This window comes from Streptomyces sp. T12, from assembly GCF_028736035.1.
Lineage (GTDB): Bacteria > Actinomycetota > Actinomycetes > Streptomycetales > Streptomycetaceae > Streptomyces.
The window spans coordinates 6,287,752-6,311,628 of the sequence record NZ_CP117866.1 but is presented as its reverse complement, the minus strand read 5'-3'; the positions used below and the strand labels follow the sequence as shown (position 1 = coordinate 6,311,628).

General features: G+C 70.6%; 23 protein-coding genes and 3 pseudogenes. 11 read left to right on the top strand and 15 right to left on the bottom strand.

Going from position 1 to position 23,877, the window contains the following annotated elements:
- Nucleotides 1-8: 8 nt before the first annotated feature.
- Complete coding sequence (locus PBV52_RS28555) at nucleotides 9-368, bottom strand: NADH-quinone oxidoreductase subunit A (RefSeq protein ID WP_033319564.1); 360 nt, start codon at nucleotides 366-368, stop codon at nucleotides 9-11.
- Between the two features lie 712 nt (nucleotides 369-1,080).
- On the opposite strand from PBV52_RS28555, the gene PBV52_RS28550 reads away from it, so the two are divergent.
- Complete coding sequence (locus tag PBV52_RS28550; protein ID WP_274242081.1) at nucleotides 1,081-1,908, top strand: C40 family peptidase; 828 nt, start codon at nucleotides 1,081-1,083, stop codon at nucleotides 1,906-1,908.
- Between the two features lie 99 nt (nucleotides 1,909-2,007).
- On the opposite strand, the gene PBV52_RS28545 is transcribed toward PBV52_RS28550, so the two are convergent.
- The gene (locus PBV52_RS28545) at nucleotides 2,008-3,834 is read right to left on the bottom strand and encodes an FAD-dependent oxidoreductase (protein WP_274242079.1); all 1,827 of its coding nucleotides are present in this window, start codon (nucleotides 3,832-3,834) and stop codon (nucleotides 2,008-2,010) included.
- Between the two features lie 107 nt (nucleotides 3,835-3,941).
- Between PBV52_RS28545 and def the strand changes: the two genes are divergently transcribed.
- Nucleotides 3,942-4,568 carry a peptide deformylase gene (gene def / locus PBV52_RS28540; RefSeq protein WP_274242078.1) on the top strand — a complete coding sequence of 209 codons (627 nt, stop codon included), beginning with the start codon at nucleotides 3,942-3,944 and terminating at the stop codon, nucleotides 4,566-4,568.
- Nucleotides 4,569-4,579: 11 nt separating this feature from the next.
- Here def and PBV52_RS28535 read toward each other — a convergent pair whose 3' ends face one another.
- The gene (locus PBV52_RS28535) at nucleotides 4,580-5,878 is read right to left on the bottom strand and encodes a geranylgeranyl reductase family protein (protein ID WP_373922030.1); all 1,299 of its coding nucleotides are present in this window, start codon (nucleotides 5,876-5,878) and stop codon (nucleotides 4,580-4,582) included.
- Nucleotides 5,879-5,985: 107 nt separating this feature from the next.
- Here PBV52_RS28535 and PBV52_RS28530 point away from each other — a divergent pair, with 107 nt between their 5' ends.
- Together PBV52_RS28530 and PBV52_RS28525 are read left to right on the top strand one after the other, a co-directional pair.
- Nucleotides 5,986-6,492, top strand: a complete 507-nt coding sequence (locus tag PBV52_RS28530; RefSeq protein ID WP_274242076.1) for a GNAT family N-acetyltransferase — start codon at nucleotides 5,986-5,988, stop codon at nucleotides 6,490-6,492.
- A gap of 154 nt (nucleotides 6,493-6,646) precedes the next feature.
- Nucleotides 6,647-6,958 carry a PASTA domain-containing protein gene (locus tag PBV52_RS28525; protein ID WP_274242075.1) on the top strand — a complete coding sequence of 104 codons (312 nt, stop codon included), beginning with the start codon at nucleotides 6,647-6,649 and terminating at the stop codon, nucleotides 6,956-6,958.
- On the opposite strand, the gene PBV52_RS28520 is transcribed toward PBV52_RS28525, so the two are convergent.
- From PBV52_RS28520 to PBV52_RS28510, 3 genes and pseudogenes are all read right to left on the bottom strand, one after another.
- Nucleotides 6,945-7,640, bottom strand: a complete 696-nt coding sequence (locus PBV52_RS28520) for a demethylmenaquinone methyltransferase (protein WP_274242074.1) — start codon at nucleotides 7,638-7,640, stop codon at nucleotides 6,945-6,947. The genes PBV52_RS28525 and PBV52_RS28520 overlap by 14 nt on opposite strands.
- A 43-nt stretch (nucleotides 7,641-7,683) precedes the next feature.
- Nucleotides 7,684-7,866, bottom strand: a pseudogene (locus PBV52_RS28515) (acyltransferase); the annotation flags it as partial.
- Nucleotides 7,855-8,262, bottom strand: a pseudogene (locus tag PBV52_RS28510) (polysaccharide deacetylase/glycosyl transferase); the annotation flags it as partial. The pseudogenes PBV52_RS28515 and PBV52_RS28510, both read right to left, overlap by 12 nt.
- Between PBV52_RS28510 and PBV52_RS28505 the strand changes: the two are divergent.
- Nucleotides 8,258-8,653 (top strand): annotated as a pseudogene (locus PBV52_RS28505) (hydrolase); the annotation flags it as partial. The pseudogenes PBV52_RS28510 and PBV52_RS28505 overlap by 5 nt on opposite strands.
- Nucleotides 8,654-8,693: 40 nt before the next feature.
- On the opposite strand, the gene PBV52_RS28500 reads toward PBV52_RS28505, so the two are convergent.
- The 3 genes from PBV52_RS28500 to PBV52_RS28490 form a co-directional block, all read right to left on the bottom strand.
- Nucleotides 8,694-9,299: a hypothetical protein gene (locus tag PBV52_RS28500; protein ID WP_274242073.1), complete on the bottom strand. Its 606-nt coding sequence runs from the start codon at nucleotides 9,297-9,299 to the stop codon at nucleotides 8,694-8,696.
- Between the two features lie 7 nt (nucleotides 9,300-9,306).
- Complete coding sequence (gene mqnC / locus PBV52_RS28495) at nucleotides 9,307-10,521, bottom strand: cyclic dehypoxanthinyl futalosine synthase (protein WP_274242072.1); 1,215 nt, start codon at nucleotides 10,519-10,521, stop codon at nucleotides 9,307-9,309.
- Nucleotides 10,522-10,592: 71 nt separating this feature from the next.
- Entirely contained in the window at nucleotides 10,593-11,324 is a 732-nt protein-coding gene (locus tag PBV52_RS28490; protein ID WP_274242071.1) for an A24 family peptidase, read from the bottom strand.
- Nucleotides 11,325-11,492: 168 nt separating this feature from the next.
- On the opposite strand from PBV52_RS28490, the gene PBV52_RS28485 reads away from it, so the two are divergent.
- Nucleotides 11,493-13,004, top strand: a complete 1,512-nt coding sequence (locus PBV52_RS28485; protein WP_274242070.1) for a hypothetical protein — start codon at nucleotides 11,493-11,495, stop codon at nucleotides 13,002-13,004.
- Between the two features lie 18 nt (nucleotides 13,005-13,022).
- Here PBV52_RS28485 and PBV52_RS28480 read toward each other — a convergent pair whose 3' ends face one another.
- From PBV52_RS28480 to PBV52_RS28470, 3 genes are all read right to left on the bottom strand, one after another.
- The gene (locus PBV52_RS28480; protein WP_274242069.1) at nucleotides 13,023-15,428 is read right to left on the bottom strand and encodes a PQQ-binding-like beta-propeller repeat protein; all 2,406 of its coding nucleotides are present in this window, start codon (nucleotides 15,426-15,428) and stop codon (nucleotides 13,023-13,025) included.
- Nucleotides 15,429-15,487: 59 nt separating this feature from the next.
- Nucleotides 15,488-17,164 carry a serine/threonine-protein kinase gene (locus PBV52_RS28475; RefSeq protein WP_274242068.1) on the bottom strand — a complete coding sequence of 559 codons (1,677 nt, stop codon included), beginning with the start codon at nucleotides 17,162-17,164 and terminating at the stop codon, nucleotides 15,488-15,490.
- Between the two features lie 64 nt (nucleotides 17,165-17,228).
- Nucleotides 17,229-18,077 (bottom strand): menaquinone biosynthetic enzyme MqnA/MqnD family protein, encoded by an 849-nt coding sequence (locus tag PBV52_RS28470; protein ID WP_274242067.1) that lies wholly within the window; start codon nucleotides 18,075-18,077, stop codon nucleotides 17,229-17,231.
- Between the two features lie 309 nt (nucleotides 18,078-18,386).
- Here PBV52_RS28470 and PBV52_RS28465 point away from each other — a divergent pair, with 309 nt between their 5' ends.
- A complete protein-coding gene (locus tag PBV52_RS28465; protein ID WP_003992177.1) occupies nucleotides 18,387-18,590 on the top strand; it encodes a cold-shock protein in 204 nt (67 codons plus the stop codon).
- A gap of 96 nt (nucleotides 18,591-18,686) precedes the next feature.
- Here PBV52_RS28465 and PBV52_RS28460 read toward each other — a convergent pair whose 3' ends face one another.
- Nucleotides 18,687-19,235, bottom strand: a complete 549-nt coding sequence (locus PBV52_RS28460; protein ID WP_274242063.1) for a helix-turn-helix domain-containing protein — start codon at nucleotides 19,233-19,235, stop codon at nucleotides 18,687-18,689.
- 81 nt (nucleotides 19,236-19,316) lie between these two features.
- Here PBV52_RS28460 and PBV52_RS28455 point away from each other — a divergent pair, with 81 nt between their 5' ends.
- Genes PBV52_RS28455 through PBV52_RS28440 form a run of 4 tightly spaced genes read left to right on the top strand, consistent with a single transcriptional unit; the run spans nucleotide 19,317 to nucleotide 21,319 of the window.
- Nucleotides 19,317-20,030: an AzlC family ABC transporter permease gene (locus tag PBV52_RS28455; RefSeq protein WP_373921915.1), complete on the top strand. Its 714-nt coding sequence runs from the start codon at nucleotides 19,317-19,319 to the stop codon at nucleotides 20,028-20,030.
- The gene (locus PBV52_RS28450) at nucleotides 20,027-20,341 is read left to right on the top strand and encodes an AzlD domain-containing protein (RefSeq protein ID WP_274242060.1); all 315 of its coding nucleotides are present in this window, start codon (nucleotides 20,027-20,029) and stop codon (nucleotides 20,339-20,341) included. The genes PBV52_RS28455 and PBV52_RS28450 overlap by 4 nt, the downstream gene beginning before the upstream one ends.
- Before the next feature lie 24 nt (nucleotides 20,342-20,365).
- A complete protein-coding gene (locus tag PBV52_RS28445) occupies nucleotides 20,366-20,644 on the top strand; it encodes a hypothetical protein (RefSeq protein WP_274242059.1) in 279 nt (92 codons plus the stop codon).
- A 27-nt stretch (nucleotides 20,645-20,671) separates the two neighbouring features.
- Complete coding sequence (locus PBV52_RS28440) at nucleotides 20,672-21,319, top strand: class I SAM-dependent methyltransferase (protein WP_274242058.1); 648 nt, start codon at nucleotides 20,672-20,674, stop codon at nucleotides 21,317-21,319.
- A gap of 139 nt (nucleotides 21,320-21,458) precedes the next feature.
- Here PBV52_RS28440 and kstD read toward each other — a convergent pair whose 3' ends face one another.
- Together kstD and PBV52_RS28430 are read right to left on the bottom strand one after the other, a co-directional pair.
- A complete protein-coding gene (gene kstD, locus PBV52_RS28435; protein WP_274242057.1) occupies nucleotides 21,459-23,228 on the bottom strand; it encodes a 3-oxosteroid 1-dehydrogenase in 1,770 nt (589 codons plus the stop codon).
- Nucleotides 23,218-23,838 carry a DUF6817 domain-containing protein gene (locus PBV52_RS28430; protein WP_274242055.1) on the bottom strand — a complete coding sequence of 207 codons (621 nt, stop codon included), beginning with the start codon at nucleotides 23,836-23,838 and terminating at the stop codon, nucleotides 23,218-23,220. Before PBV52_RS28430 ends, kstD begins: the two co-directional genes overlap by 11 nt.
- Between the last annotated feature and the right edge of the window lie 39 nt (nucleotides 23,839-23,877).

The window sequence follows — 23,877 nt, the reverse complement described above, 5'->3', positions numbered from 1 at the left end:
AAGGCCCCTCAGTCCCATTCCAGGCCGCCGCGCCGCCATACGTACGCGTACGCGACGAAGACGGTGAGCACGAAGAGCAGCATCTCCACGAGCCCGAAAACACCCAGGGCGTCGAACGTGACGGCCCAGGGGTAGAGGAAGACGATCTCGATATCGAAGATGATGAAGAGCATCGCCGTCAGGTAGTACTTGATCGGGAAGCGCCCGCCGCCGGCCGGCGTGGGGGTCGGCTCGATACCGCACTCGTAGGCCTCGAGCTTGGCCCGGTTGTACCGCTTCGGACCGATCAGCGTGGCCATGACCACGGAGAAGATCGCAAAGCCTGCCCCGAGGGCTCCCAGTACGAGGATGGGCGCATAGGCGTTCACCGCTCCTCGCTCCTCTCAGTCGGCACTGACTGCTGGCGGTTGCACTGGGCCCACGGCCGACTCACCAGTCCCACGAGCCCCGCTCGTCCCGGCGAAGATCGAGAACATGTGAAGCAGGTCACAAGCCCAACTGCCTCGCATCTTATGCCCGCCGCTCTGTGATCTGCGACACGGGGTATTACACAAGCTTTGTGATCTCCACCACCTGACGAAGGATCATGAAGCCGGATGAGCGGTGATCTTCGCACGAGAAGCGTTCAGGTGATCACCAGAGGTGACATTTCCGCTCGTTGATGCAGCTCGGAGGGGACGTCTCAATATCAAGAGAGTTCCTTTGCATGCAAATTGGTGTTGGACGGCACGTCTTGATAGTGGCGCGCATTCACACATGAGGGGGAGCCTCGGAGCGGGATGTGGACGCGTGCACGCGTTCACGAGCGACTCAAGGGGGATCCGGGCACGGGACGCGCACATTGCCGTAACCGTTGCGTGACCTCTGCCACACCGATGCGAGACCCAGAGAACCGGGCTTGGCCACCGGTCCCAACAAGTGGTAAGCGGTGGGCAATTCGGACTTAATGATGAAAGTCCGTGATCACGGGCGGGATCGAGGGGGTCCGCAATGTCCGTTACGGCGTCAATAAAGGGCGGCACTCCGGGAAATTGGGGCGCCGATTGAACAACTGTGGCGCAGCCCACGTTTCTTGAAGGTATGGAGGAGCCCCTGATACCGGTTGTTCTCATGTCCCACACCGCTCACATACGTAGCCACCGGAAGCCCCGCCGCGGCGCATCGACGACCATCGCGATGCGTGCCGGAGTTGCCGGTGGCGTCCTCAGCATGGCAGCGGCAGGTGCTGCGGCCACGGCGAACGCCGCCGAGCCGGTTACGCAGACCCTCGAACTGCCCACCCTCACGGGTGACCTGGCGGACCAGCTCGCCCAGTCCGCGGACGCCACTCAGCTGGCGGCCGCGAACTACGAGCTCGACGCCGAGCGTGACGCGGCCGCCGCCGCTGCGGCCAAGGAAGCCAAGAAGGACCTCGCGGAGGCCAAGAAGAAGGCCGAGGCGAAGAAGAAGGCCGAGGAGGCCCGCCGGGCCGCCGCAGAGGCCGCCGCCTCGCGCAGCGCCGAGCGGGCCACCCTGTCCGCTTCGGCAAGCACGAGCGCGGCCGCCCCCGCCAGCGGCAGCGTCGGCACGGTCATCTCCTTCCTCCAGGCCCAGGTGGGCGACGCGTACGTCATGGGTGCCACCGGCCCCAACGCGTGGGACTGCTCCAGCCTGGTCCAGGCCGCGTTCAAGCAGGTCGGCGTCGACCTGCCGCGGGTCTCGCAGGACCAGTCGATGGCCGGAACCGACATCCCGCTCTCGCAGATCCAGGTCGGCGACATCCTGTACTGGGGCGGCAAGGGCTCGGCCTACCATGTGGGCGTCTACATCGGTAACGGCCAGTACCTGGACGCGGCCAACCCCTCCAAGGGCGTTGTCATCCAGGACCTGTCCGGGTACCCGGCGTCGGGAGCGGTGCGCGTCCTCTGAGTCGCGGAGATCACCGTAAGGGAAGGGCCGCAGCCGCTCGGGGGCAGCGGCCCTTCTACCTCATCCAGGTCGAGCTGTCTCACCCCTGGTCGAACCGTCTCATCCCAGGTCGAAGGTGTTGGGCAGGCCCAGCTTGTAGCGCACCTCGTCGACCCGCTTCAGCGGCTCCAGCTCCGGGGGCCGGTACAGCTCCCATATCCGGCAGCGCTCGGCGTCCGAATCGTCCGCTTCGAGGAGGGCGTTGACGGCGAGGCGGGCGGATTCGTTGGCGCCTTCCATCGTGGCCAGGTCGACGTCCGTGCGGACATAGTCGCCCGCGAGGAAGAAGTTCGGGACCTTCGTACGGGCCGTGGGGCGGTTGTAGAGGGTGCCCGTGGGGTGGATGAGGAGCTGTTCGCGGTTGCGCGGATCGGGGCCGCCCAGGCCCGTCACCGCCGGGTCCATGAACCAGCCGAGGCGGTCCTCGTCCCGGAGCGTGGTCTTGCCGGCGTCGTTCAGGCCGTCCTTCAGCTGAGCCCAGAGTTCGGCGACGACCTCCTCCTTGGTGCACTCCTTGGCCGTCTTGCCGTACAGAATGCCTGGCTTGTCCCACTCCGAGATGATCGCGGAGAGACAGTCGTGGGCGCGTCCGTCGCCGTAGTCGCGCGAGAAGTCCCGTCCGTCCCAGAACTGGGCCTGGCCGATGCCGGTCACCGACCAGGGTGAGTCGAGGCAGTTGATGTGGCCGTGCACGACCGGTGTCGGGGTGCGCAGGTAGAACATCACGCCGGTCATCCAGTCCGTCTGCAGCGCGTCGCACTTGGCGAGCTGCAGGTCGGCCGCGCGCAGGGCGGAGCCCCACGTCACGCGTGCGTGCTCGACCGGCAGCGCGGAGATGTAGTGGTCGGCGGTGACCGTACGTTCGTCGGCACCGTCGCGGGCCGAGACGCGGACGCCGGTCACCCGGCCGCCGTCGTAGAGGACCTCGCGGGCCTGGGTGCCGAGGACGAACTGGACACCGAGGGAGCGCAGGTGGGCCTCCCAGGGGTCGATCCAGGCCTCGCTGGTGGGGGCGTTGAGGATGCGGTCGACGTCGGCGTCGCCGTCCATGCCGCGGCCGAGCAGGCCCCACAGGAGCAGGGCCTCGATGATGACGCGGCCGACGGTTCGGGTGGATGCCACCTCCGCGCGCGTGGCGACCAGGTTGCGGGTCTGGCCGATGCCGAGGAGCGTCCGGTACTCCTCGCTCATCTCCTCGGCGCGGATGAAGTCCCACCACGCGACCTTCTCCCACACCTCCTCACGACGGGCGTCGCAGCTGGTGAGGTGGACGAGGAGCCGGTCGGCGAAGTAGGCGACCTCGTGGGCCGGGAGGCGGGTGCCGAGGTCCAGCACCGAGAGGATCTGGTCGCGGATCCAGCCGAGGGTGAGGTCGCCGGGGCGGGGCAAGGTGGTGGCGCGGCGGAGCGGAAAGTGCAGGTCGGCGCGGCCGGCGGAGCGGGCGAACAGGGCCTCGGTGCCGCTGCGGAGGTTGTCGTGGACGCCGTTCGCGTTGCCGGGGACGGGTATGCGGCGCATGGTGTCCGGCAGGTTCCGGTAGAAGCCGGGGAAGAAGCGGAAGCCGTGCTCGGCGGGGAGGTCCGCGCGGCCGCCGGCCGCCGTGCCGGGGACGGGCATTGAGCGGGCCTTGCCGCCGAGGGTGTCGTAGTACTCGTAGACGGTGACCGCGTAGCCGCGCTCGGCGAGCTCGTGGGCGGCGCTCAGGCCGGAGACTCCGCCGCCGAGGACGGCGACACGCTTGCCTGTCGCGGCACCGGCGCTGCCGGCCGGCCATAAGGCGAGGGCGCCGGCCACTGACCCGGCACCGGCCAGAAAGCGTCTGCGGGTGTGGCCGGATCGCGTGTGGCCTGTCTGCTCCTGGGGCTCCTGCGTGTGTTCTGTTGTCATGAATCCGTGAGGGTAGGGAGGGTCCGCGGAGGTCGGAAGCCCGTTTCTCCGCCGGCCACAGCATCCTCACAACACGCAACAGCACACGGACAGAAGGAGAGACAGCGATGCCCAGCGTTTTCGTGCAAGGCAGGCCCGTCGAGTCGTATCCGCCGCTCGCGCCCGAGGCCCGGCGTGGGTCGGTGCGCAGGATCACCGAGGTGGGGGAAGAGGTGCTGCACAAGCCGTGCCGGGATGTCACCGAGTTCGGGCCCGATCTCGCCGCGCTCATCGACGACATGTTCCTGACGATGTACATCGCCGACGGGGCGGGACTGGCGGCGAACCAAGTGGGTGTCGATCTGCGGCTGTTCGTGTACGACTGCCCGGACGACGACGGAGTCCGGCATGTCGGGCACATCGTGAACCCGGTGCTGGAGCCACTCGACCCGGCCGGGCGCAGACTGCTCGACGACAGCGAGGGCTGTCTCTCCGTGCCGGGCGCGGTGATGGACGTACCGCGTCCGGACCGGGCCGTGGTGCGCGGGTACGACAAGGACGGCGAGCCGCTCGTGATCGAGGGCACGGGGTACTTCGCCCGCTGCCTCGCCCATGAGACCGACCACGTGGGCGGCCACGTCTACCTGGACCGGCTCTCCCAGCGCGCACGCAAGGACGCCCTGCGGCAGGTGGCGGACCGGCGGGAGGAGGTCTTCGCACGCCGGGCCGCCAACATCGAGGCCCTCAACGGGTAGTCGCCGCCGGGTCAGGCCTTCGGCGCCACCTTGCTCAGCCCGTTGATGATCCGGTCCATCGCGTCGCCGCCCGTCGGGTCGGTGAGGTTGGCCAGGAGCTTCAGGGTGAACTTCATCAGGAGCGGGTGGGTCAGGCCGCGCTGGGCCGCGATCTTCATGACCTTCGGGTTGCCGATGAGCTTCACGAAGGCGCGGCCCAGCGTGTAGTAGCCGCCGTAGGTGTCCTTCAGGACGCGCGGGTAGCGCTGGAGGGCCAGTTCACGCCCTGCGGGAGTGGAGCGGGCGTGGGCCTGGACGATGACGTCGGCGGCGATCTGGCCGGACTCCATGGCGTAGGCGATGCCCTCGCCGTTGAAGGGGTTCACCAGGCCGCCGGCGTCGCCGACCAGCAGCAGGCCCTTGGTGTAGTGCGGTTGGCGGTTGAAGGCCATCGGCAGGGCGGCGCCGCGGATCGGGCCGGTCATGTTGTCCGGGGTGTAGCCCCAGTCCTCCGGCATCGAGGCGCACCAGGCCTTCAGGACCTCGCGCCAGTCCAGCTCCTTGAAGGAGTCCGAGGTGTTGAGCACGCCCAGGCCGACGTTCGACGTGCCGTCGCCCATGCCGAAGATCCAGCCGTAGCCGGGCAGGAGGCGGTCCTCGCCGGGGCCGCGGCGGTCCCACAGCTCCAGCCAGGACTCGAGGTAGTCGTCCTCGTGGCGCGGGGAGGTGAAGTACGTGCGGACCGCCACGCCCATCGGACGGTCCTCGCGGCGGTGCAGGCCCATCGCCAGGGACAGGCGCGTGGAGTTGCCGTCCGCGGCGACGACCAACGGCGCGTGGAAGGTGACCTCGCGCTTCTCCTCGCCGAGCTTGGCGTGGACGCCGATGATACGGCCGGTGCGGTCGTCGATGATGGGGGCGCCGACGTTGCAGCGCTCGTAGAGGCGGGCGCCTGCCTTCTGGGCCTGGCGGGCGAGTTGCTCGTCGAAGTCGTCGCGCTTGCGGACGAGGCCGTAGTCGGGGAAGGAGGCGAGATCGGGCCAGTCCAGCTGGAGGCGCACGCCGCCGCCGATGATCCTGAGCCCCTTGTTGCGCAGCCAGCCGGCTTCCTCGGAGATGTCGATGCCCATCGCCACCAGCTGTTTGACCGCGCGCGGAGTCAGGCCGTCACCGCAGACCTTCTCCCGCGGGAACTCGGTCTTCTCCAGCAGGAGGACGTCGAGGCCGGACTTGGCCAGGTGGTACGCCGTCGTGGCGCCGGCCGGCCCCGCGCCCACGACGATCACATCGGCGGTGTTCTCGGAGAGGGGTGAGGAGAGGGGCTCGGTCACGACACTCACGGCGGGATCTCCCCAAGTTCGAAATCTGTGTGCCGAGCGGCACTGGACATGGGCAGTCTATTCAGCAGCATTGATCACCCGGCTGAAGGGCTGCCTCCGTGAACCGAGCTCTCCCTGTCGTACGGCTCCGTGTCCCCACCGACGAGGACGCCGTTGCCTGGCACCGGGTCTTCGCCCACCCGGATGTCATGGAGTTCCACGGCGGCAGGGCCGCGGGGCTGTCCGTCTACGAGGAACTCACCGCCCGCCAGCGCCGGCACGACGCCGAGCGCGGGTTCTGTCTGTGGACCATGCTCGACGAGAACGAGCAGGTCATCGGCTTCACCGGAGCCCAGCCGTGGGAGCGGGCCTGGGGGCCCACTGGGGAGATCGAGATCGGCTGGCGGCTTGGGCGGGAGCACTGGGGCAAGGGGTATGTCACCTCGGCCGCGCAGGTGGCGCTGGAGCGGGTGCGGGCGGCCGGGGTGCCGAGCGTGGTGGCGATGGTCGACGCCCGCAACGAGCGGTCGATCGCGGTGACGCGACGGCTGGAGATGCGGCTCGCCGAAGTGTTCACCACACCGGATGCGCGGCAGCGGGGGCACTGCTACCGGCTCGATCTGTGATGCCGGGTTCGCGAATTCACAAAGCCCTTCGTGACTCTGAGTAACCGACTGCTACAGAAAGATACTTGACGCTTCCGGGCGGTACCCCCGGGCGGTTACTCTTCCAGTACCGCTGGGGGTGACATCTGTGCGTATAACACCCAAAACGCCCGAGGTGCGTGTACCGAAGCTCGTCGGACTGATGGCCATGGACGCGCGCGAGGCAGCGAAGTCGCACGGCCTGCTCCTCAACGCACCGGACCGGCCGGACTTCCACCTCACCGTCGTCGACTACGTCGTACGCCAGTACCCCCAGCCCGGTGCCGAGGTGCCGCGGGACTCTCTGGTCTACGTCTGGTTCGACTTCGGCGAGGGTGAGGGCGGCGGAGGCGTACGCGAGCCACGCATCCCGTGGCCGCCGACGGGCGGGCTGGAGCGCGAGCTCGACGAGCCAGGAGACCCGTACCCCGTCGTCAGCTCTGCTTGAAGCCCCGGTGCAGGGCCACCACGCCGCCCGTCAGGTTCCGCCAGGCCACCTTCGACCAGCCGGCCTTGCGCAGGCGTTCGGCGAGGGCCGGCTGGTCGGGCCAGGCGCGGATCGACTCGGCGAGGTAGACGTACGCGTCGGGGTTCGAGGACACCGCGCGGGCGACCGGGGGCAGGGCGCGCATCAGGTACTCGGTGTAGACCGTGCGGAAGGGCGCCCAGGTCGGGTGCGAGAACTCGCAGATCACGACCCGGCCGCCGGGCCGCGTCACCCGGTACATCTCACGCAGGGCGGCATCGAAGTCCTGGACGTTGCGCAGCCCGAAGGAGATGGTGACCGCGTCGAAGGTGTCGTCCTTGAACGGCAGCTTCGTCGCGTCGCCCGCCGTCAGCGGCAGCCACGGGTGCTTCTTCTTGCCGACCTGGAGCATGCCGAGGGAGAAGTCGCAGGGGACGACGTACGCGCCCGTCTGCGCGAAGGGCAGGGACGAGGTGGCCGTGCCGGCCGCCAGGTCGAGGACCTTCTGCGCGGGGCGGGCATCGACCGCCTTCGCCACCTCCTTGCGCCACACGCGGTCCTGGCCGAGCGACAGCACGTCGTTCGTCAGGTCGTACCGTTCCGCCACGTCGTCGAACATCGAGGCGACTTCGTGCGGCTGCTTGTTCAGGGAAGCGCGGGTCACGCGCTCATTCTTGCAGCCACCCTGACGGAAGCAGCCGAGGCCCTCACGGAACGAGCTTGGGCTTCTTCTTCCCGGCCACGTCCTCCACCCAGCCGCACAACAGGACGAACACCGCGATCAGGATCCAGCCAATGCCGAACATGAACCACTGGCTCTCCAGCGGCAGGTACTTCTCGAACGCGGGCACGTTCCAGAACTGGTCGATCAGCGGGACGGCGAGGATCAGCATCATGCCGAAGCGGCCCATGACGGCGACGGCCCCGATCAGGGCCTTGCCCTCGTAGAGGGTCGCGCCGGTGGCCTCGCGGTGGGCGGCCTGGAGGTTCGAGGTCCCCGCGCCGGACTGCCCGTTGGGGCCCTGCTGCGCCTGGCCGCCCGGCTGCTGGCTGGCGCCCACCGCGCCGGCCCCCGCCCGCTGACCGTTCGCCGTCTGCTGACCGTTCGCCGACTCGTCCTTCTGGACGGCGCCGCTGATCGTGGTGAAGGTGTAGCCCTTCGCCTTCATCTTCTCGATGTACGTCGGCAGCGCCTTGATCGTCTGCGACCGCTCGCCGCCCGCGTCGTGGAAGAGCACGGACGCGCCCTCGCCGTCGTCCGGCATGGCCCACTTGATGATCAACGAGCACGACGTCCAGGTCTCCACCGTCAACATCATGACGATGAACTACGGCGAGTCGTACGCCGGCGACATGGGCGACTACGCCCTCACCTCCGCCAAGGCCACGCACCCACAGCTCAAGGAGATCTTCGGCACGTCGGACGCCACTGCGTGGCGGGCCATGGCGCTCACTTCGATGCTCGGCGTGAACGACGTCGACAACGAGACATTCACGCTTGACGATGCGGCGCAGGTGCGGGAGTTCGCCGAGGAGAAGGGGATCGGGTGGGTTTCCATGTGGGCGACGTTTCGGGACCGGCAGTGTGACGACGGGTCCTCTTCGGATGACGCCCTGACGAATTGCAGTGGAGTGGATCAGGAGGACGGCGCGTTCGCGGAGGCGTTCTCGGGCTGACCCCGTGTCAGGACCCCGTTCCGGGACCCCGTCCCAGGAGCTACCGGCGTCGGTACACGATCCGCCCGTCCACCACCGTCGCCACGCACGTCCCCGCCCCCCGCTCCGCGAGTTCCGCCTCGTCCCTCACGTCGAACACCGCGAACCGGGCAGCGGATCCGCGCTCACGCGGGGGCGGGAACTGCACCGGCCACCCGGAGGCGTACGGATCGAGGGAGGGAACGCCGTCGGGGCGCCCGATGCGGCCCATGACCGCCAGACCGGTGCGCCGCACGGCGTCCCGCACCGCGCGGTTGCGCAGTTCCTCACAGGCCGCGCGGACGGTGCCGTACGCCAGCATCCGCTGCACCCCGCGCCGGGCGCTCGCACCCCAGCGGGCGTCGTCCATGGCGAGCGCCGCCAGCGCGTCCCCGGTCAGCGGCTCGGTGCCCAGCTCGTCGGCCTCGCGCGGATCGGGGTGGTAGGCCTCCTCCAGCAGCTCGTTGCCGTGGATATTGATCAGCCCGGGCGTCAGAATGCCGGGCCACTGCCGCACCCGCGCCCGCGGATGGGCGGCGGCCAGTTCCTCCAGCGGTCCGGCGTCGGCGATCCAATCGCCCTCGACGACGAGCGCGTGGCCCCTGGAGTCGGCGTGAATCGTCAGCACGAGTACGTCAGTTGGAGGCCAGAAGCTTCAGCTCGGGGTGGGCCGTGCCGCCCTCGATCGCCGTGGACGAGATGTGGGACGCGACCCGCTCGTCGACCGGGTCGTTCGCCGGGTCGTCGTGGACCACGATGTGCTCGTACGTCGTCGTCCGCTGCGCCGGGACCCGCCCCGCCTTGCGGATCAGGTCGATGATCTCCAGCCGGTTGGAGCGGTGCTTGGCGCCGGCCGAGGAGACGACGTTCTCCTCCAGCATGATCGAGCCGAGGTCGTCGGCGCCGTAGTGCAGCGACAGCTGGCCGATCTCCTTGCCGGTCGTCAGCCAGGACCCCTGGATGTGCTGGATGTTGTCCATGAACAGCCGCGCGATGGCGATCATCCGCAGGTACTCGAAGATCGTGGCCTGCGTACGGCCCTTCAGGTGGTTGTTCTCGGGCTGGTAGGTGTACGGGATGAAGGCCCGGAAGCCACCCGTCCGGTCCTGGACGTCACGGATCATCCGCAGGTGCTCGATCCGCTCGGCGTTGGTCTCGCCCGTGCCCATGAGCATCGTCGACGTCGACTCGACACCGAGGCGGTGCGCCGCCTCCATGATCTCCAGCCAGCGCTCACCGCTCTCCTTCAGCGGGGCGATGGCCTTGCGCGGCCGCGCGGGCAGCAGCTCGGCGCCGGCGCCCGCGAAGGAGTCGAGCCCGGCCTCGTGGATCCGGGTGATGGCCTCCTCGACCGACACACCGGAGATCCGGGCCATGTGCTCGACCTCGCTCGCCCCCAGGCTGTGGATGACGAGCTGCGGGAACGCTTCCTTGATGGCGCGGAAGTGCTTCTCGTAGTACTCGACGCCGTAGTCCGGGTGGTGACCGCCCTGGAACATGATCTGGGTGCCACCCAGCTCCACCGTCTCGGCGCAGCGCCGCAGGATGTCGTCCAGGTCCCGGGTCCAGCCCTTGTCCTTGTCCTTGGGGGCGGCGTAGAAGGCGCAGAACTTGCACGCCGTGACGCACACGTTCGTGTAGTTGATGTTGCGCTCGATGATGTACGTCGCGATGTGCTCGGTGCCCGCGTACTTGCGGCGGCGTACGGCGTCGGCGGCGGCGCCCAGTGCGTGCAGCGGGGCGTCGCGGTAGAGGCCGAGCGCCTCCTCCGGGGTGATGCGTCCGCCCGCTGCGGCACGGTCGAGGACGGCTGTGACATCAAACGACGTGAGGTCGGCCTTCTCGGTCACCGGGACGTCCCTTTCGTCAAGGGGTTGGACGGACCGAACCAGCCTACGCCAGCCTTTTTGCCGGACGGACGTCAGGCCGCGTACGCCCCGATCAGCAGCCCCACGAACGCCCCGCCGATCAGGAACGGCCCGAACGGGATCGCCGACTTGCGCCCGGCCCTGCGCAGGATGACGAGCGCCCAGCCGTAGAGCGCCCCGAACAGGAACCCGGCGAAGGTGCCCAGCATCACCGTCGACCAGCCGTACCACCCCAGCACCGCCCCCGCCCCGAGCGCCAGCTTCACATCGCCGAAGCCCATGCCGCCGGGGTTGATGAGATAGAGCACGTAGTAGCCGGCGCCGAGCGCGAGCGTGGCCCACAGGGCGGTGGGCCAGTCACCGGCGTGCTCGGGGACGAGGGCGACCAGGCCGAGCAGCGCGAGTGCGGCGCCCGCCAGCGTGAGGGTCAGCGGGTCGGGCAGCCGCCGTACCCGGAAGTCGACGACCGTGAGCAGTACGCCGACGGGCGCCAGCAGCAGCCAGACGCCCAGCTCGGGCCGGGTGTCCGTGGCGGCGGCGAGGGCGGCGCAGACGAGGGCGGTGACGATGGCCATGAGGGCCGCACTGGGGCCGTACGTCCGCTCGCCCGCACACTCCCCGCACCGGCCCCGCCCGATCCACCCCCGGATCGGATGCCCTCCTGGGCACCGGTCCCGCCATGCCTCCTCCTCCGGCACGGAGAACCGGTAGGCGGCCCGAGGCAGCAGCACCCCGGCCGCCGCACCCCACAGCGCGGCGCTGAGGATCAACAGGGCGGTGCTCATCCCGCCGTACCACTCGCTGTGCTCATGAACGTGGCACCGTAGCAGCCGCCGCGTACAGGCCCCCGGGGCATACCGGGAACCCACCCTGAATCCGTTTCGCACCAGCGAAGCCGTGCTCAGTAGAGTGCCGGGGTACGGCAGTTCAGCGCGACACGGGGGACAGCAGCAGTGCGTACAGGCAGGGCATACGGCATACGCGGAACCCGGCGCATCCTTCTCCTCTTCTGCGCCCTGGCCGCCCTGTTCGCAACCGCCACCACACCGGCCCGGGCGGCCACCGACAGCGCCGCCCAGGCCGCGTACCTCGCAGACCGCCTCCGCACGAACCCGGTCCACGTCACCGATCAACTCCCCCGCGAGGTCCCGCAGTCCACGGCCCCCGCCTTCGCCGAGGTGGCCGAGCGCACCGGCGTACCGACGTACGTCATCGTCCTCCCGAGCCCCAGCGCCACGGACCCGGGCCTGCTCGACGCGGTCCACGAGCGACTCGGCCGGGACGGGCTGTACGTGCTCATCGACGAGTCGAACGTGGCGGATGCCGCCGCGTACGGAGTCGATGCCCCGGCGGACGACGCCTGGACGGTCGCCCTCTACGAAGTCCCCTACGACGCGGGCCCGTTGCGCCGCTTCGAGCGCTTCGTCGAGGTCGTCGCGCAGGGCGATGAGAAGGCCGCGGCGCGGGCGGAGGCGGCGCGGGCGAAGTACGACGACGGCGAAGAGCCCGCGGCCCTGTACATCGGGCCGTCCGACCGCAGCGACCAGTCGTCCCTCACCGGAGTCCTGCTCACCGGCGTACCGCTGCTGATTCTGCTGCTGGTTCCCTACGTACGACGCTGGTGGCACCGCCTCCCGAGGGCCGCCGGGACCACGGGGGCCACCTGGCGGAAGGAGGTCAAGGCGAGCCGCGCCCTGCGCTGGACTCTCCCGGTCCTGGCCCTCGCCTGCGCCGTCGCGATCGCCGTGACCGCCCCCCTCGTCTTCGACGAGACCAGGTCGAGCTGGTCTCCCAGGCCCAGGGCGATCGAGCTCAACGCCCGGCTCGACCGGGTGGCGGAGGGCCTGGCACAGGACCCGGTGTACGCGGACCCGGAGAGCCCGCGGGTCCTGGACTCCGCCCAGTCGGCCCGTCTGCACGACCGCATCCGTGCGTTCGAACGCTCGCGGGACGGCGGCCCGGTCTTCGTCTCGCTCGTGCCGCAGCTGACGGAGGACGAGTCCGGCGGCGACGAGGAGGCGTTCGCCGCGGCGGTCCACGACAAGCTGGGCGAGGACGGGGTGTACGTGGTCGCCGACCCGGCGAGCGGCTACATCAACGTCTTCAACCACGGCCTGCGGCTGGACGGTTACAGCCTCCTGTTCGACCTGCCGGAATCCATCACGTACGGCGACGACAAGGCGGACGAGGCCGAGGACCACTTCCTGGGCGAACGCCTGGGCGCCCTGATGACGATCCTCGACAAGACCCCCCGCACGGACGAAGCCACCTCCCCCGGCGACCCGTACCCGGTGACGGATCCTGTCAGGGAGGACGAACTGCCGCCGCTCTTCGGCGCCGACTTCTGGCCGGCCCTGTTCATGGGCGTGCTCGCGGCCGGGCTGGTCTTCGGGCTGGTGGCGGGTCTGCTGGGGATCGTCCGCAGGGTGCTGCGGCGCCGGAATCCGGCGCCACTGCCGACGTAGGCCCCCGCCCGGCCGGGCTCAGACGGCCGGCAGGGCGTAGATCGCCGGACCGTTCGTCACCATCAGGCGGTTGCCGGCCAGGGCGATCTGCCAGGTGTCCCCGTGGTACTCGCTGGTGGTGAAGGTCCAGCGCAGCTTGCCGGTCCTGGCCTGGAGGGCGACCACGCCGCCGTCCAGGGAGCCGGTGGCGCCGTAGAGGGTGGCGCCCGCCTTCAGGAACGTCTCCGGGCCCTCGACGTCGAGTTCGTCGCAGAGCCAGATCCGCTTGCCGGTCTTGACGTTCACGGCCCAGACGCCGTCGTCGTAGTCGCTCGCGTAGAGCACGCCGCCGATGACGGTCGGGTTCTTGAAGCCGCGGCGGCCGTTGGGGGACAGCGTCCAGACGGTGGCGCCCGTGTCCGCGTCCACGGCGGTGAGCCTGTCGCCCGGCAGGAAGACCAGGCCGCTCGCGACCGTGGGCCGCCAGCTCCAGTCGTCGCCGATCTTCTTGGTCCACAGCTGCCCGCCGGTGGCGGTGTCCCGAACGGTGAGGTTCTTCTTGGAGTCGGTGTAGACGAGGTACTTGCCGGAGGCGGTGCCCTCCACGTCGTAGTCGTCGGTGCCCCAGTCGCGCTTTTGCACCCACACCTTCTTGCCGGTGGTGTGGCTGATCGCGGCGACCGCCGTGCGGTAGTCGGTGGCGCTCTTGGAGTCGCTGTAGTCGGTGGCCGTGACGTACACGTTCTTGTCGTCGAGGGCGAGCGTGTCCTCGACGTTCAGCTGCTTGCCGAGCCGGCTGCGCCAGGCTTCCTTGCCGGTCTGCACGTCGTACGCGACGAGTACGCCGTCGTAGTCGCCGTCGGACAGGAACACCTTGCCGCCGTGGAAGAGGAGCGGGGCTCCGGGGCGGCAGATGTCCGGCTTGGACCAGCGGGCCTTGCCCGTCTTCACGTCGTACGCGACCAGCGGGTCCCCGCTGACCAGGAGCAGGCCGCCCTGGACGAGCAGCGGTACGTCGGGGTTGGTGCTGTCGTCCGCGACCGTCTTGTGCCACAGCGGCTGGGGCGCCACTCCGGCCGGCGGGGTCGAGAAGTTCTCCGCTGCGGGCCGGGCCGAACCGCCCCCGCCGCCCTCGCCGTCCTCCGTCGTCGATCCGCCGGACGCCTCGGTGTCCCGCCCGAGCCACAACGCCGTGCCCCCGCCCACCACGGCGACCGCCGCCGCCCCGCCGAGCGCGAGGCCCAGGGCGCGGCGGCGGGAGGGGGCGGCAGGCGAACCGGCCTGGGGGGAGCCCAGTTGGACCGTGCCGGATTGCGGGGTGTCGGCAGCGGGCGGGTAGCCGTACCCCGGCGCGGGTGTGCCGCCTGGAGGGGTGCCGTAGCCGGAAGCCGGTGTGCCGTAGGCAGGAGCCGGAGTGCCGTAGCCCGGCGCCGCTGGATACCCGTACCCCGGCGTCGGAGCCGAGGCGCCCGCCGACACATCCCCCACCGTCGGCGGCGGCCCGAAGGACACCGCCGGCTGCGGCGGTTGCGGCTGCTCCGGCCGCTCGGGCGCCTCCAGATCCAGGATCCCCGCCGCGTGCGTGGCGATGGTCGACGCCACCGCCGACGGCAGCCAGTCGCTCAGCACCCCTTCGACGCCCTCCGGCGCCAGTGCCGCGACGATCTCGGCCGGAGCCGGCCGCTGCGCCGGGTCCTTCATCAGGCAGGCACGGACGAGCCCGAGCAGGGACGGCGGTACGTCCGTCAGGTCCGGTTCCCCGTGCACGACCTGGTACAGCAGCGCCGCGTGCGAGGCGGCACCGTCACCGAAGGCGCTGCGCCCGGTCGCGGCGAAGGCCAGCACCGCGCCCAGCGAGAACACGTCACCGGCCGGCCCCACGTCCTGCCCCAGCGCCTGCTCCGGCGGCATGTAACCGGGCGAACCGACCACAACTCCCGTCTGTGTCATACGACTTCCGTCCACCGCACGCGCGATGCCGAAGTCGATGACACGCGGACCGTCGGCGGCCAGCAGGACGTTCGAGGGCTTGAGGTCACGGTGGATCAGGCCCGCGGCGTGCACCTCCTGGAGGGCGGCCGCGAGCCCCGCGGCCAGCGCGCGAACCGTGCGCTCCGGCAGCGCCCCGTGCGCGGCGACCACATCGGTGAGGTCGGGGCCGAGGACGTACGACGTCGCCAGCCACGGCAGCGAGGCGTCCGGGTCGGCGTCCACGACGGGGGCCGTGTAGCGGCCGGAGACCGCCTTGGCTATGTCGACCTCATGCCGGAACCGGCCCCGGAAGTCGGCGTCCGCCGCCAGATCCGGGCGGATCACCTTCACGGCGACGGTACGGCCACCGGGAGAACGGGCCAGGTACACACGCCCCATGCCGCCGGCACCGAGTCGTCGCAGCAGCCGGTAACTGCCCAACTCCCGCGGATCGTCGGGCTGCAGTGTCTCCATGGTGGGCCTTCCCCGTCGTCATACTCGCGTGAGCAGCCACAGTAGAGGGTCCCCCGCCGCTACTTGACCTTCGACAACCGCGCCTCGGGCTTCCCCTCGGCGTCGCTCTCCGAGCGGTACACCAGGTCGTCGCCGGTCGGCGTGATCCGGACGGTGTGCGGTGTCGGGACGCAGCCGCCGTGGTTGGTCTTCCTGCCCACGGACGTCACGACGAGCTCTTTCGCCGTCACCTTCTTCAGGGTCAGTACGTCGTCGCAGACGAGGCCGAGCACGTCCGTCTGCCGGAGTGTGCCCAACTCCTCGCCCACGCCGGCCTTGTGCACGGTGAGCCGGTAGGTGCCCGCCGGCACCGCGCCGCCCAGCGCGGCGGCCCGGCCCTCCCACGTGCCGAGGTAACGGGCGGGGACGGAACCCTCGACCGGGCCGTCGAAGTCCTCGCCCGGCGAGTGGGACGAGACGGCATCGGAACCCGCGTTGGTGTCCTGGTCCCCGCCCGGCAACAGCTCGAACACGAACACCGACCCCACGGTCACCGCGGCCAACGCCCCCGCCACCGCGAGCGCCACGGTGCAGCTCAGCCTCCGCCCGCGCCCTCCCTCCTCCGGCGTCGAGGCCGCCGCGACGGAGAGGGAGAGCTTGCCGGGACGGTGCTCGGATGCCGGGCCGGTGTCGTGGGGAGGCCGGGCGTCACGCGGCTCGGGGACCATGACGGGCGCGTCAGCCGAAGCCGGCGCCGAAGCCGCCCCCGGCACGGCCCCCGGCATCACCGGCGGCGGCCCGAACTCCCCGCCTGTCGCCTGTCGGCCGAATCCGACCGGCCCCGACAGGACGTCGCCTCCCGTCTCCAGATTCAGCAGCCGCACGGCACTACGACTGACCTGCTCGACCAGCGCCCCCGGCAGCCACCCGCCCGACACCAGCCGGGCCGCCCCGTCCGGAGCCAGTCGCCGCGCCACCTCACCCGGCGTGGGCCGCGCACCCGGCTCCTTGGCCAGACAGGCCTCCACCAGGTCCCGCAACTCACCGGCCAGCGAGTCGAGTTCGGGCTCCTCGTGCACGACCTTGTACAGCAGCGCCGCCGAGGAGTCCCCGCGAAACGGCGGCTCCCCGGCCGCCGCGTACGCCAGCACCGCGCCCAGCGAGAAGACGTCCGCCGCCCCCGTGACCCCATGGCCCAGAATCTGCTCGGGCGACATGTAGCCGGGCGAGCCGACGGAGACGCCGGTCGAGGTCAGGGACGCCGTGCCGTCCGTGGCCCGCGCGATGCCGAAGTCGATCAGCAGGGGGCCGTCCAGCGTCAGCAGCACGTTCGACGGCTTCACGTCCCGGTGCACCAGCCCCAGCTCGTGCACCGCCGCCAGCGCCTCGGCCAGCCCGGCCCCCAGCGCGCGTACGGTGTGCGCCGGCATCGGACCACCCGAGTCCGTCACCGCCGCCGCCAGCGACGGGCCCGCCGCGTACGCCGTGGCCACCCACGGCACCGCGGCCTCGGGATCCGCGTCCAGCACGGGCGCCGTCCAGGCACCGCCCACCCGGCGCGCCGACTCCACCTCCCGGCGGAAGCGCGCCCGGAACTCCTCGTCGAGGGCGAAGTGCGGATGCACGATCTTCACGGCGACCGTACGACCACCGGGGCTGCGGCCCAGATACACCCGCCCCATCCCGCCGGAGCCGAGCCGGCCGAGCAGCCGGTACGGCCCGACGACGGTCGGCTCGTCGACTCCGAGCGGCTGCATGGCGTCCACCCCTCCCCCGTAGAACTCACCAGCAGGTTAGTGCGGAACCGGCGGGCCCCGCCCTTTACGGCTGCAGCAGATCCACCTTCACATCCGCCGGAAATCCCGTCGTCGGCCCCACCCGCCGCGCGAACTCCGCGACCGCCGCCAACTGCGGGCCGCCGAAACGGAAGTCGAGGGTCGTGAAGTACCGCTCCAGGATCCGCTCGTCGAAGGCCTCCCAGCGGGCCGCCTGCTCGGCGACCTTGCCGACCTCCTCCAGGGAGAGGTTGCGGGAGGCCAGGAAGGCCTCGTGGACCTTGCGGGTGATGACCGGCTCGCGCTCCAGGTAGTCCCGGCGAGCCGCCCAGACCGCGAAGACGAAGGGCAGGCCGGTCCACTCCTTCCAGAGCGCGCCGAGGTCGTGCACCTCCAGGCCGTAGCGCGGGCCGTCGAGGAGGTTGGCCCGCAGCGCCGCGTCTCCGATGAGCACGGCCGCCTCCGCCTCCTGCATCATCAGGCTGAGGTCGGGCGGGCACGTGTAGTAGTCGGGCCGTACGCCGTAGCGCTCGGCGAGCAGCAGCTGGGCCAGGCGGACCGAGGTGCGCGAGGTGGAGCCGAGGGCGACGCGGGCGCCGTCCAGCTCGTCCAGCGGGACCTGGGAGACGATCACGCAGGACATCACCGGCCCGTCGCAGCCGACCGCGATGTCGGGGAAGGCGACCAGGTCGTCGGCGTTACGCAGGAACTCGACGAGGGTGATCGGCCCGATGTCGAGGTCCCCCCGCACCAGCTGCTCGCTGAGCTTCTCCGGGGTGTCCTTGGTCAGCTCGAAGTCGAGGAGCGTGCCTGTTCTCGCGAGCCCCCAGTACAGGGGCAGGCAGTTGAGGAACTGGATGTGGCCTACGCGTGGCCGGGTGCGAGAATTGTCCACATCGCGAGGCTAGACCCTATGAGGTACCGTGCAGGCTTCAGGGTCGCGCCCAGGTGACTCACCCCTCCGTCAACCTCGACACGCGCCCCTCAAACGTCCGAGTGACGTGATCTTGACCTCTATTGCTTTCGGCTGCCCGCGTGCTAGGCTCGCCGCAAGTTGCAGTTTGGTTTCCCTTGCAGTACAGAGCCTGCGGAGCATGTGACCGCGGGCTCTCGTCGTTTTCAGACGTATGCAGTTGTGCGGCATCTTGTTTTCACACTTGCAGGGTTCTGGAGCAGGGCAACCCTTTGGGCCCAAGGAGGGCTTATGGCTACCGGAACCGTGAAGTGGTTCAACGCCGAAAAGGGCTTTGGCTTCATCGCCCAGGAAGGCGGCGGCCCCGACGTCTTCGTTCACTACTCCGCCATCAACGCGAGCGGCTTCCGTTCGCTGGAGGAGAACCAGCAGGTCTCCTTCGACGTGACGCAGGGCCCGAAGGGTCCGCAGGCGGAGAACGTCACCCCCGTCTGATCCGAGGGATGCCCCTCTGAAGACGTCTGAGAGCAGTACCCAAGGAGCCCCTCGCCATCCGGCGCAGGGGCTCCTGCCTTTCCCTCGTCCGGCGCCCTACACGTGCTGCATGACCAGCACGAACGTCGTCCCCGGCGCCAGCGCCTCGTACGAGTGCGGCACATCTCCGCGATACGACATGTAGTCGCCGGGCCCCAGATCGACCTCTTCGCCCCGCGGCCCCGCCTTCACCCGCCCCGTGCTGACGATCAGATGCTCCACGGACCCCGGAATGTGCGGCTCCGACTCCCGGGCCGGGCCCGGTTCCGCGCGCAGGTGGTAGATGTCCCGCCGGGCGCCGGGCGGACTGGCGGAGAGCAGCGTGGCCACGTAGTCCGCCCGCTCGGACGCGACCGTGGGCCCCTCGCCCGCCCGGATCACCTGTACCGCCGGAGTCGGCGGCTCCACCAGCGCACTGAAGGGCACCCCCAGCGCCGCCCCCAGCGCCCACAGCGTCTCCACGCTGGGATTCCCGCTGCCCGCCTCCAACTGCGACAGCGTGGACTTCGCGATCCCGGCTCGTTTGGCCAGCTCGGACAGGGACAGCCCGACCCGGGTGCGCTCGCGCCGCAGCGAGGCGGCGATCCAGGTGAGGGGCTCGCTCATGCGGTCCACTTCCCGTCGTTCGCTATGCAGGTACGTTCGTTCGCCTTGACGAACGGCCGCTGCGTGTTCATTCTGGAAAACATGCGTTCGCTACTCCGAACACCCATGATGGCACCCCCGATGGCACCCCTGATAGCACCTCTGGTGCGCGACAGTGCACTCGTCTGGCTGGCGAGCGGTGTCGTCGGCATCTCCTTCGGCGCGATCTCGGTGGCCGGTGGGCTGCCGCTGTGGGTGCCGGTGCTGATGTCGCTGGTGGTGTACGCGGGATCGGCGCAGTTCAGCGCGGTCGGTGTGCTGCTGGCCGGGGGCGGGCCGTTCGCGGCGGCGGCCACCGGGCTGCTGCTCAACACGCGCACGGCGGCCTTCAGCCTGGCCGTGGCGGACGTCATCGGCCAAGGCCGCCTCGCCCGCTTCCTCGGCGCCCACCTGGTGACCGACGAGACGGTGGCCTTCGCCCTCGCCCAGCCGGATCCGGCCCGGCGGCGGGCGGCCTTCTGGATCTCCGGGCTCGGCCTGTTCGCCGTGTGGAACCTCGGCGTCCTGGCCGGCGGGCTGGCCGGCGGCGCGTTGGGCGACACCGGCACCTACGGCCTGGACGCGGCCTTCCCCGCCGTCCTCGTCGCCCTGGTGCTGCCTGCCCTGCGCGAGGGTCCGGCCGTCCGGCGGTCCGCGCTGTTCGGTGCGGGGCTGGCACTGACGGTGACGCCGGCCGCTCCGGCGGGGGTGCCGGTGCTGGTGGCGCTGGCGGGGCTCGCCCTCTACGGACGCGGCGGCGGGAGGCGTACGGCATGAGCGCGACGATGGCCATGATCCTGACGCTGGCGGTCGGGACGTACGCCTTCCGGCTGGCCGGGCCGGTGCTCCACGGGCGCGTCGAGCTCTCGCCGCGGGTGCGGGAGTTGCTGGCGGCGAGCGCGATCGTGCTGCTGGTGGCCCTGCTGGCCACGGGCGCGCTGACCGAGGACGGCGGCTTCGCGGGGTGGGCCCGGCCGACCGGGGTGCTGGTGGGCGGCGTACTGGCGTGGCGGCGGACGCCGTTCCCGGTGGTGGTGCTGGGGGCGGCGGGGGCTACCGCGGTACTGCGGGCGATGGGGGTGGCATGAAGAGCCCCATGGGAGAATTGCCTGGTGACCAGCGGTGAAGAGAACAACAACGGGGAAGACGGCGGGTCTTCCGCCGACAAGAACACCGACAAAAACACCGACAAGAACGCCGACAACAACCTGGCGATGGGGCTGTCGGTCGGGCTCGCTTTCGGCACGAGCATCGGTCTCCTGCTGGGGATGACCGTCTTCGACAACCTGGGCGTCGGGCTCGCCCTGGGCATGGGGATGGGTACCTGCCTCGGCGTCGCGATCGGATACGGCGGGATGCGGACGGACGAGCAGGAAAACGAAGGCGAGTAGAGACCGGCTTCGCTAGGGTCCCCGGCCATGACCGAAGCCGACTTCCTCACCACCACCCGCACCTTCTACGACGCCATCGCCGAGGACTACGCGCACCTCTTCCGGGAGGAGCTCGCGAACAGGCCCCTGGAGCGGGCGGTGCTGGGGGTGTTCGCCGAACTCGTCGAGGGCGACGGCCCGGTGGCCGACCTGGGGTGTGGTCCCGGTCGGACGACCGCTCGCCTCGCTTCGCTGGGGCTGAACGTGTTCGGGCTCGACCTGTCGGAGTCGATGCTCGCCATCGCCCGGCGCGAGAACCCGGGGCTGCGGTTCGAGCAGGGTTCGATGCTGGAGCTGGACGTCCCGGACGGCGCGCTGGCCGGCGCCTTGTCCTTCTACTCCTCCATCCACACCCCTGTGGACCAGCTCCCGGCCCTCTTCGCCGAGTTCCACCGCGTGCTGGCGCCCGGCGCGCCCCTGCTGGTCGCCTTCCAGGCCGGCGACGAACACCGCCACCACGACCGGCCCTTCGGCCACCCGGTCTCGCTGACCTTCCAGCGCCGCCGCCCCGAACACATCGCCGACCTGCTGACGGCGGCAGGCTTCGCCCTCGTGTCCCGCACGGTCCGCGAACCGGACCCGGCGCTCGACGAGACGTCCCCGCAGGCGTTCCTGATCGCCCGCAAGCCGCGGTGACCGCCTTCCGGGTGACCGCCTTCTAGGCCCTGTCGTCAAATTCCCGTCGTCCGCCCGGAGGGCGGGCAACGCGGCTGGGCCCCCTCTGGGGGAGTGCGTGCCAGGCGCCGCGCAGCAGGCGGGAATTTGACGACAGGGCCTAGCGGCTCCCGGCGATGTCCCGCGCCGCGATGTACCCGAACGTCATCGCCGGACCGATCGTCGAGCCCGCGCCCGCGTAGCTGTGGCCCATGACCGCCGCGCTCGCGTTGCCGGCGGCGTACAGGCCCCGGATCACCGAGCCGTCCTCCCGCAGGACGCGGGCACGGGCGTCCGTGAGGAGGCCGCCCTTCGTGCCGAGGTCGCCCGGGACGATCCGGAAGGCGTAGTAGGGAGGGAGCCAGAGCGGGGCCAGGCAGGAGTCGGGGAGGACGGACGGGTCCGTGTAGTAGTGGTCGTAGGCGCTGTCGCCCCGGTGGAAGTCGGGGTCCTCGCCGCGCAGCGCCTGGGAGTTGAAGCGGTCCACCGTGGTGCGCAGGGCCGTCGCCGGGACGCCGATCGAGGTGGCGAGCGCGTCCAGGGTCCAGGCCTTGTGCGCGGCGCCCGAGTCGTACCAGGCGTCGGGCAAGGGCAGGGCCGGCAGGACGTCCTTGAAGAGGTAGCGGTCGCGGTAGTGCTGGTCGACGATCAGCCAGGACGGGATGGCCGGGCTGGTGTCGTGCACGTCGTACATCGTGTGGACGACGTCGCTGTAGGGGGCGGCCTCGTTGACGAAGCGGGCGCCGGCGGCGTTGACCAGCAGGCCGCCGGGGAGGGTGCGTTCGGCCAGGCAGAAGTACGGCTGGTCGGGGAGCGGGATCGCGGGGCCCCACCAGGCGTCGTCCATGAGGCCGAGGGCGGCGCCGAGCCGTGCGCCCGCCTGGATGCCGTCGCCGGTGTTCTCCTTCGCACCCACCGTCCAGTCCGTGCCGATGGGCCCGCGCTGGTAGTGCTCGCGCATCGCCGCGTTGTGCTCGAAGCCGCCCGAGCCGACGATCACGCCCCGGCGGGCGCGGACCAGGGCGGGGCTGCCGTCCCGGGTGACGACCGCACCGGCTACGGCGCCGCTCTCCACGTACAGGTCGGTCAGCGGTGTGCCGAGCCACACCGGCACACCGGCCGACCGCAGCCCGAGGCGCAGGCCGGCCGCCAGCGACTGCCCCATGGTCAGCGGCTTCTCACCCCGCAGGGCCGCCGCCGTCCCGCGCCCCAGGCACTGTGCCGCCACGGCGGCTCCCTTGGCGTTCACCGCGGCCAGGGCCAGCCACTTGTAGTCCGCGCTGAAGACGACCATGCCGGTCGGCACGTCCATGTACGGCGGGTTCAGCCGGCCCAGTTCGGCGCCCAGCAGGTTGCCGTCCAGTTGGTCGGGCTCGATGGAGCGGCCGTTCGCCAGGCCGCCGGGCAGCTCGGGGTAGTAGTCGCTGTACCCCTCCATCCAGCGGAAGCGCAGTGGGCTGTTGGCCATGACGAAGGAGAGCATCGCCGGGCCGTGGGCGAGGAAGGCCTGCTGCCGCTCGACGGGAACGTCCGGCCCGACCACGGCGGCGAGGTAGGTGGCGGCCTTCGCGGGCGTGTCCGGGACGCCGGCCGCCAGGATCACCGAGTTGTGGGGAATCCAGATCCCGGCCCCGGACCGGGCGGCGGACCCGCCGAAGGTGGGTGCCTTCTCCAGCACCACACAGCTCAGGCCCTGCTTGGCGGCGGTCAGGGCGGCGGTCATGCCGGCGGCGCCCGAGCCGACGACCACGACGTCGTACGTGCCGAGGAGGGGTAAGTCGGCGGCGTGGGCGCTCTGTTGGGCCGCTCCCGCGACCCCGAGGGCCACGGCCGTGCCCACGGCGCCAGCGGCGAGTACGTGTCTTCGCGAGGGGTTCCCGTCAGTGGTCATGATCGCCGCTCCCGCCTGGCCCGTCCGCCAACCCTGACGTTGTGTCAGAAATGCGAATGTGGCGCGACTGCCCTGTGAAGTCAAGCGTCAGGCAGTCCCTCCAGGCCGCCTCGCTCAACAACGGCCGGAAGCGGCGGAACAGGGCGAGCAGGTCGGCCCCGTAGCGCTCGCGGAACGCGGGATCGTGGTCGGTGAGGTCGAGTTCGTTGGCGGCGGTGAGCTCGGCGAAGTCGCGACGGAGGCGGGTGTCCGGTGTGCGGGAGCGGCCCGTGAAGCGGTCGCGGACGTCAGAGCCCTGGTCCGCGAGGGTCGGATACGTGGCCTTGCGGTCGCAGGCACCGTAGAAGTACACGATCGACTCCGCCTCCGCGCCGATGATCCCTTCCAGCTCGCTCCGACGGTCGAGAGGCAGCAGGGGCTTCGGGAAGCCGTCGGTGCCGTAGAACGCATGGCAGAGACCGGCGAGTTGAAGCGCCGGGCGGGCGTTCCAGAGGGCGAGGCGGGACTGTACCCGGCGCAGGTGGGCGAGGAGAGTGCCGCCCGGGTGCGGGATGGTCTCGGCACCGAGATCCTCCAGCAGGGACTCGGCTCGAACCGTGGGAGTCGACACTGCCGTCCTTTCGGCGATCGCGGTCGTCTTGGGTCGGCA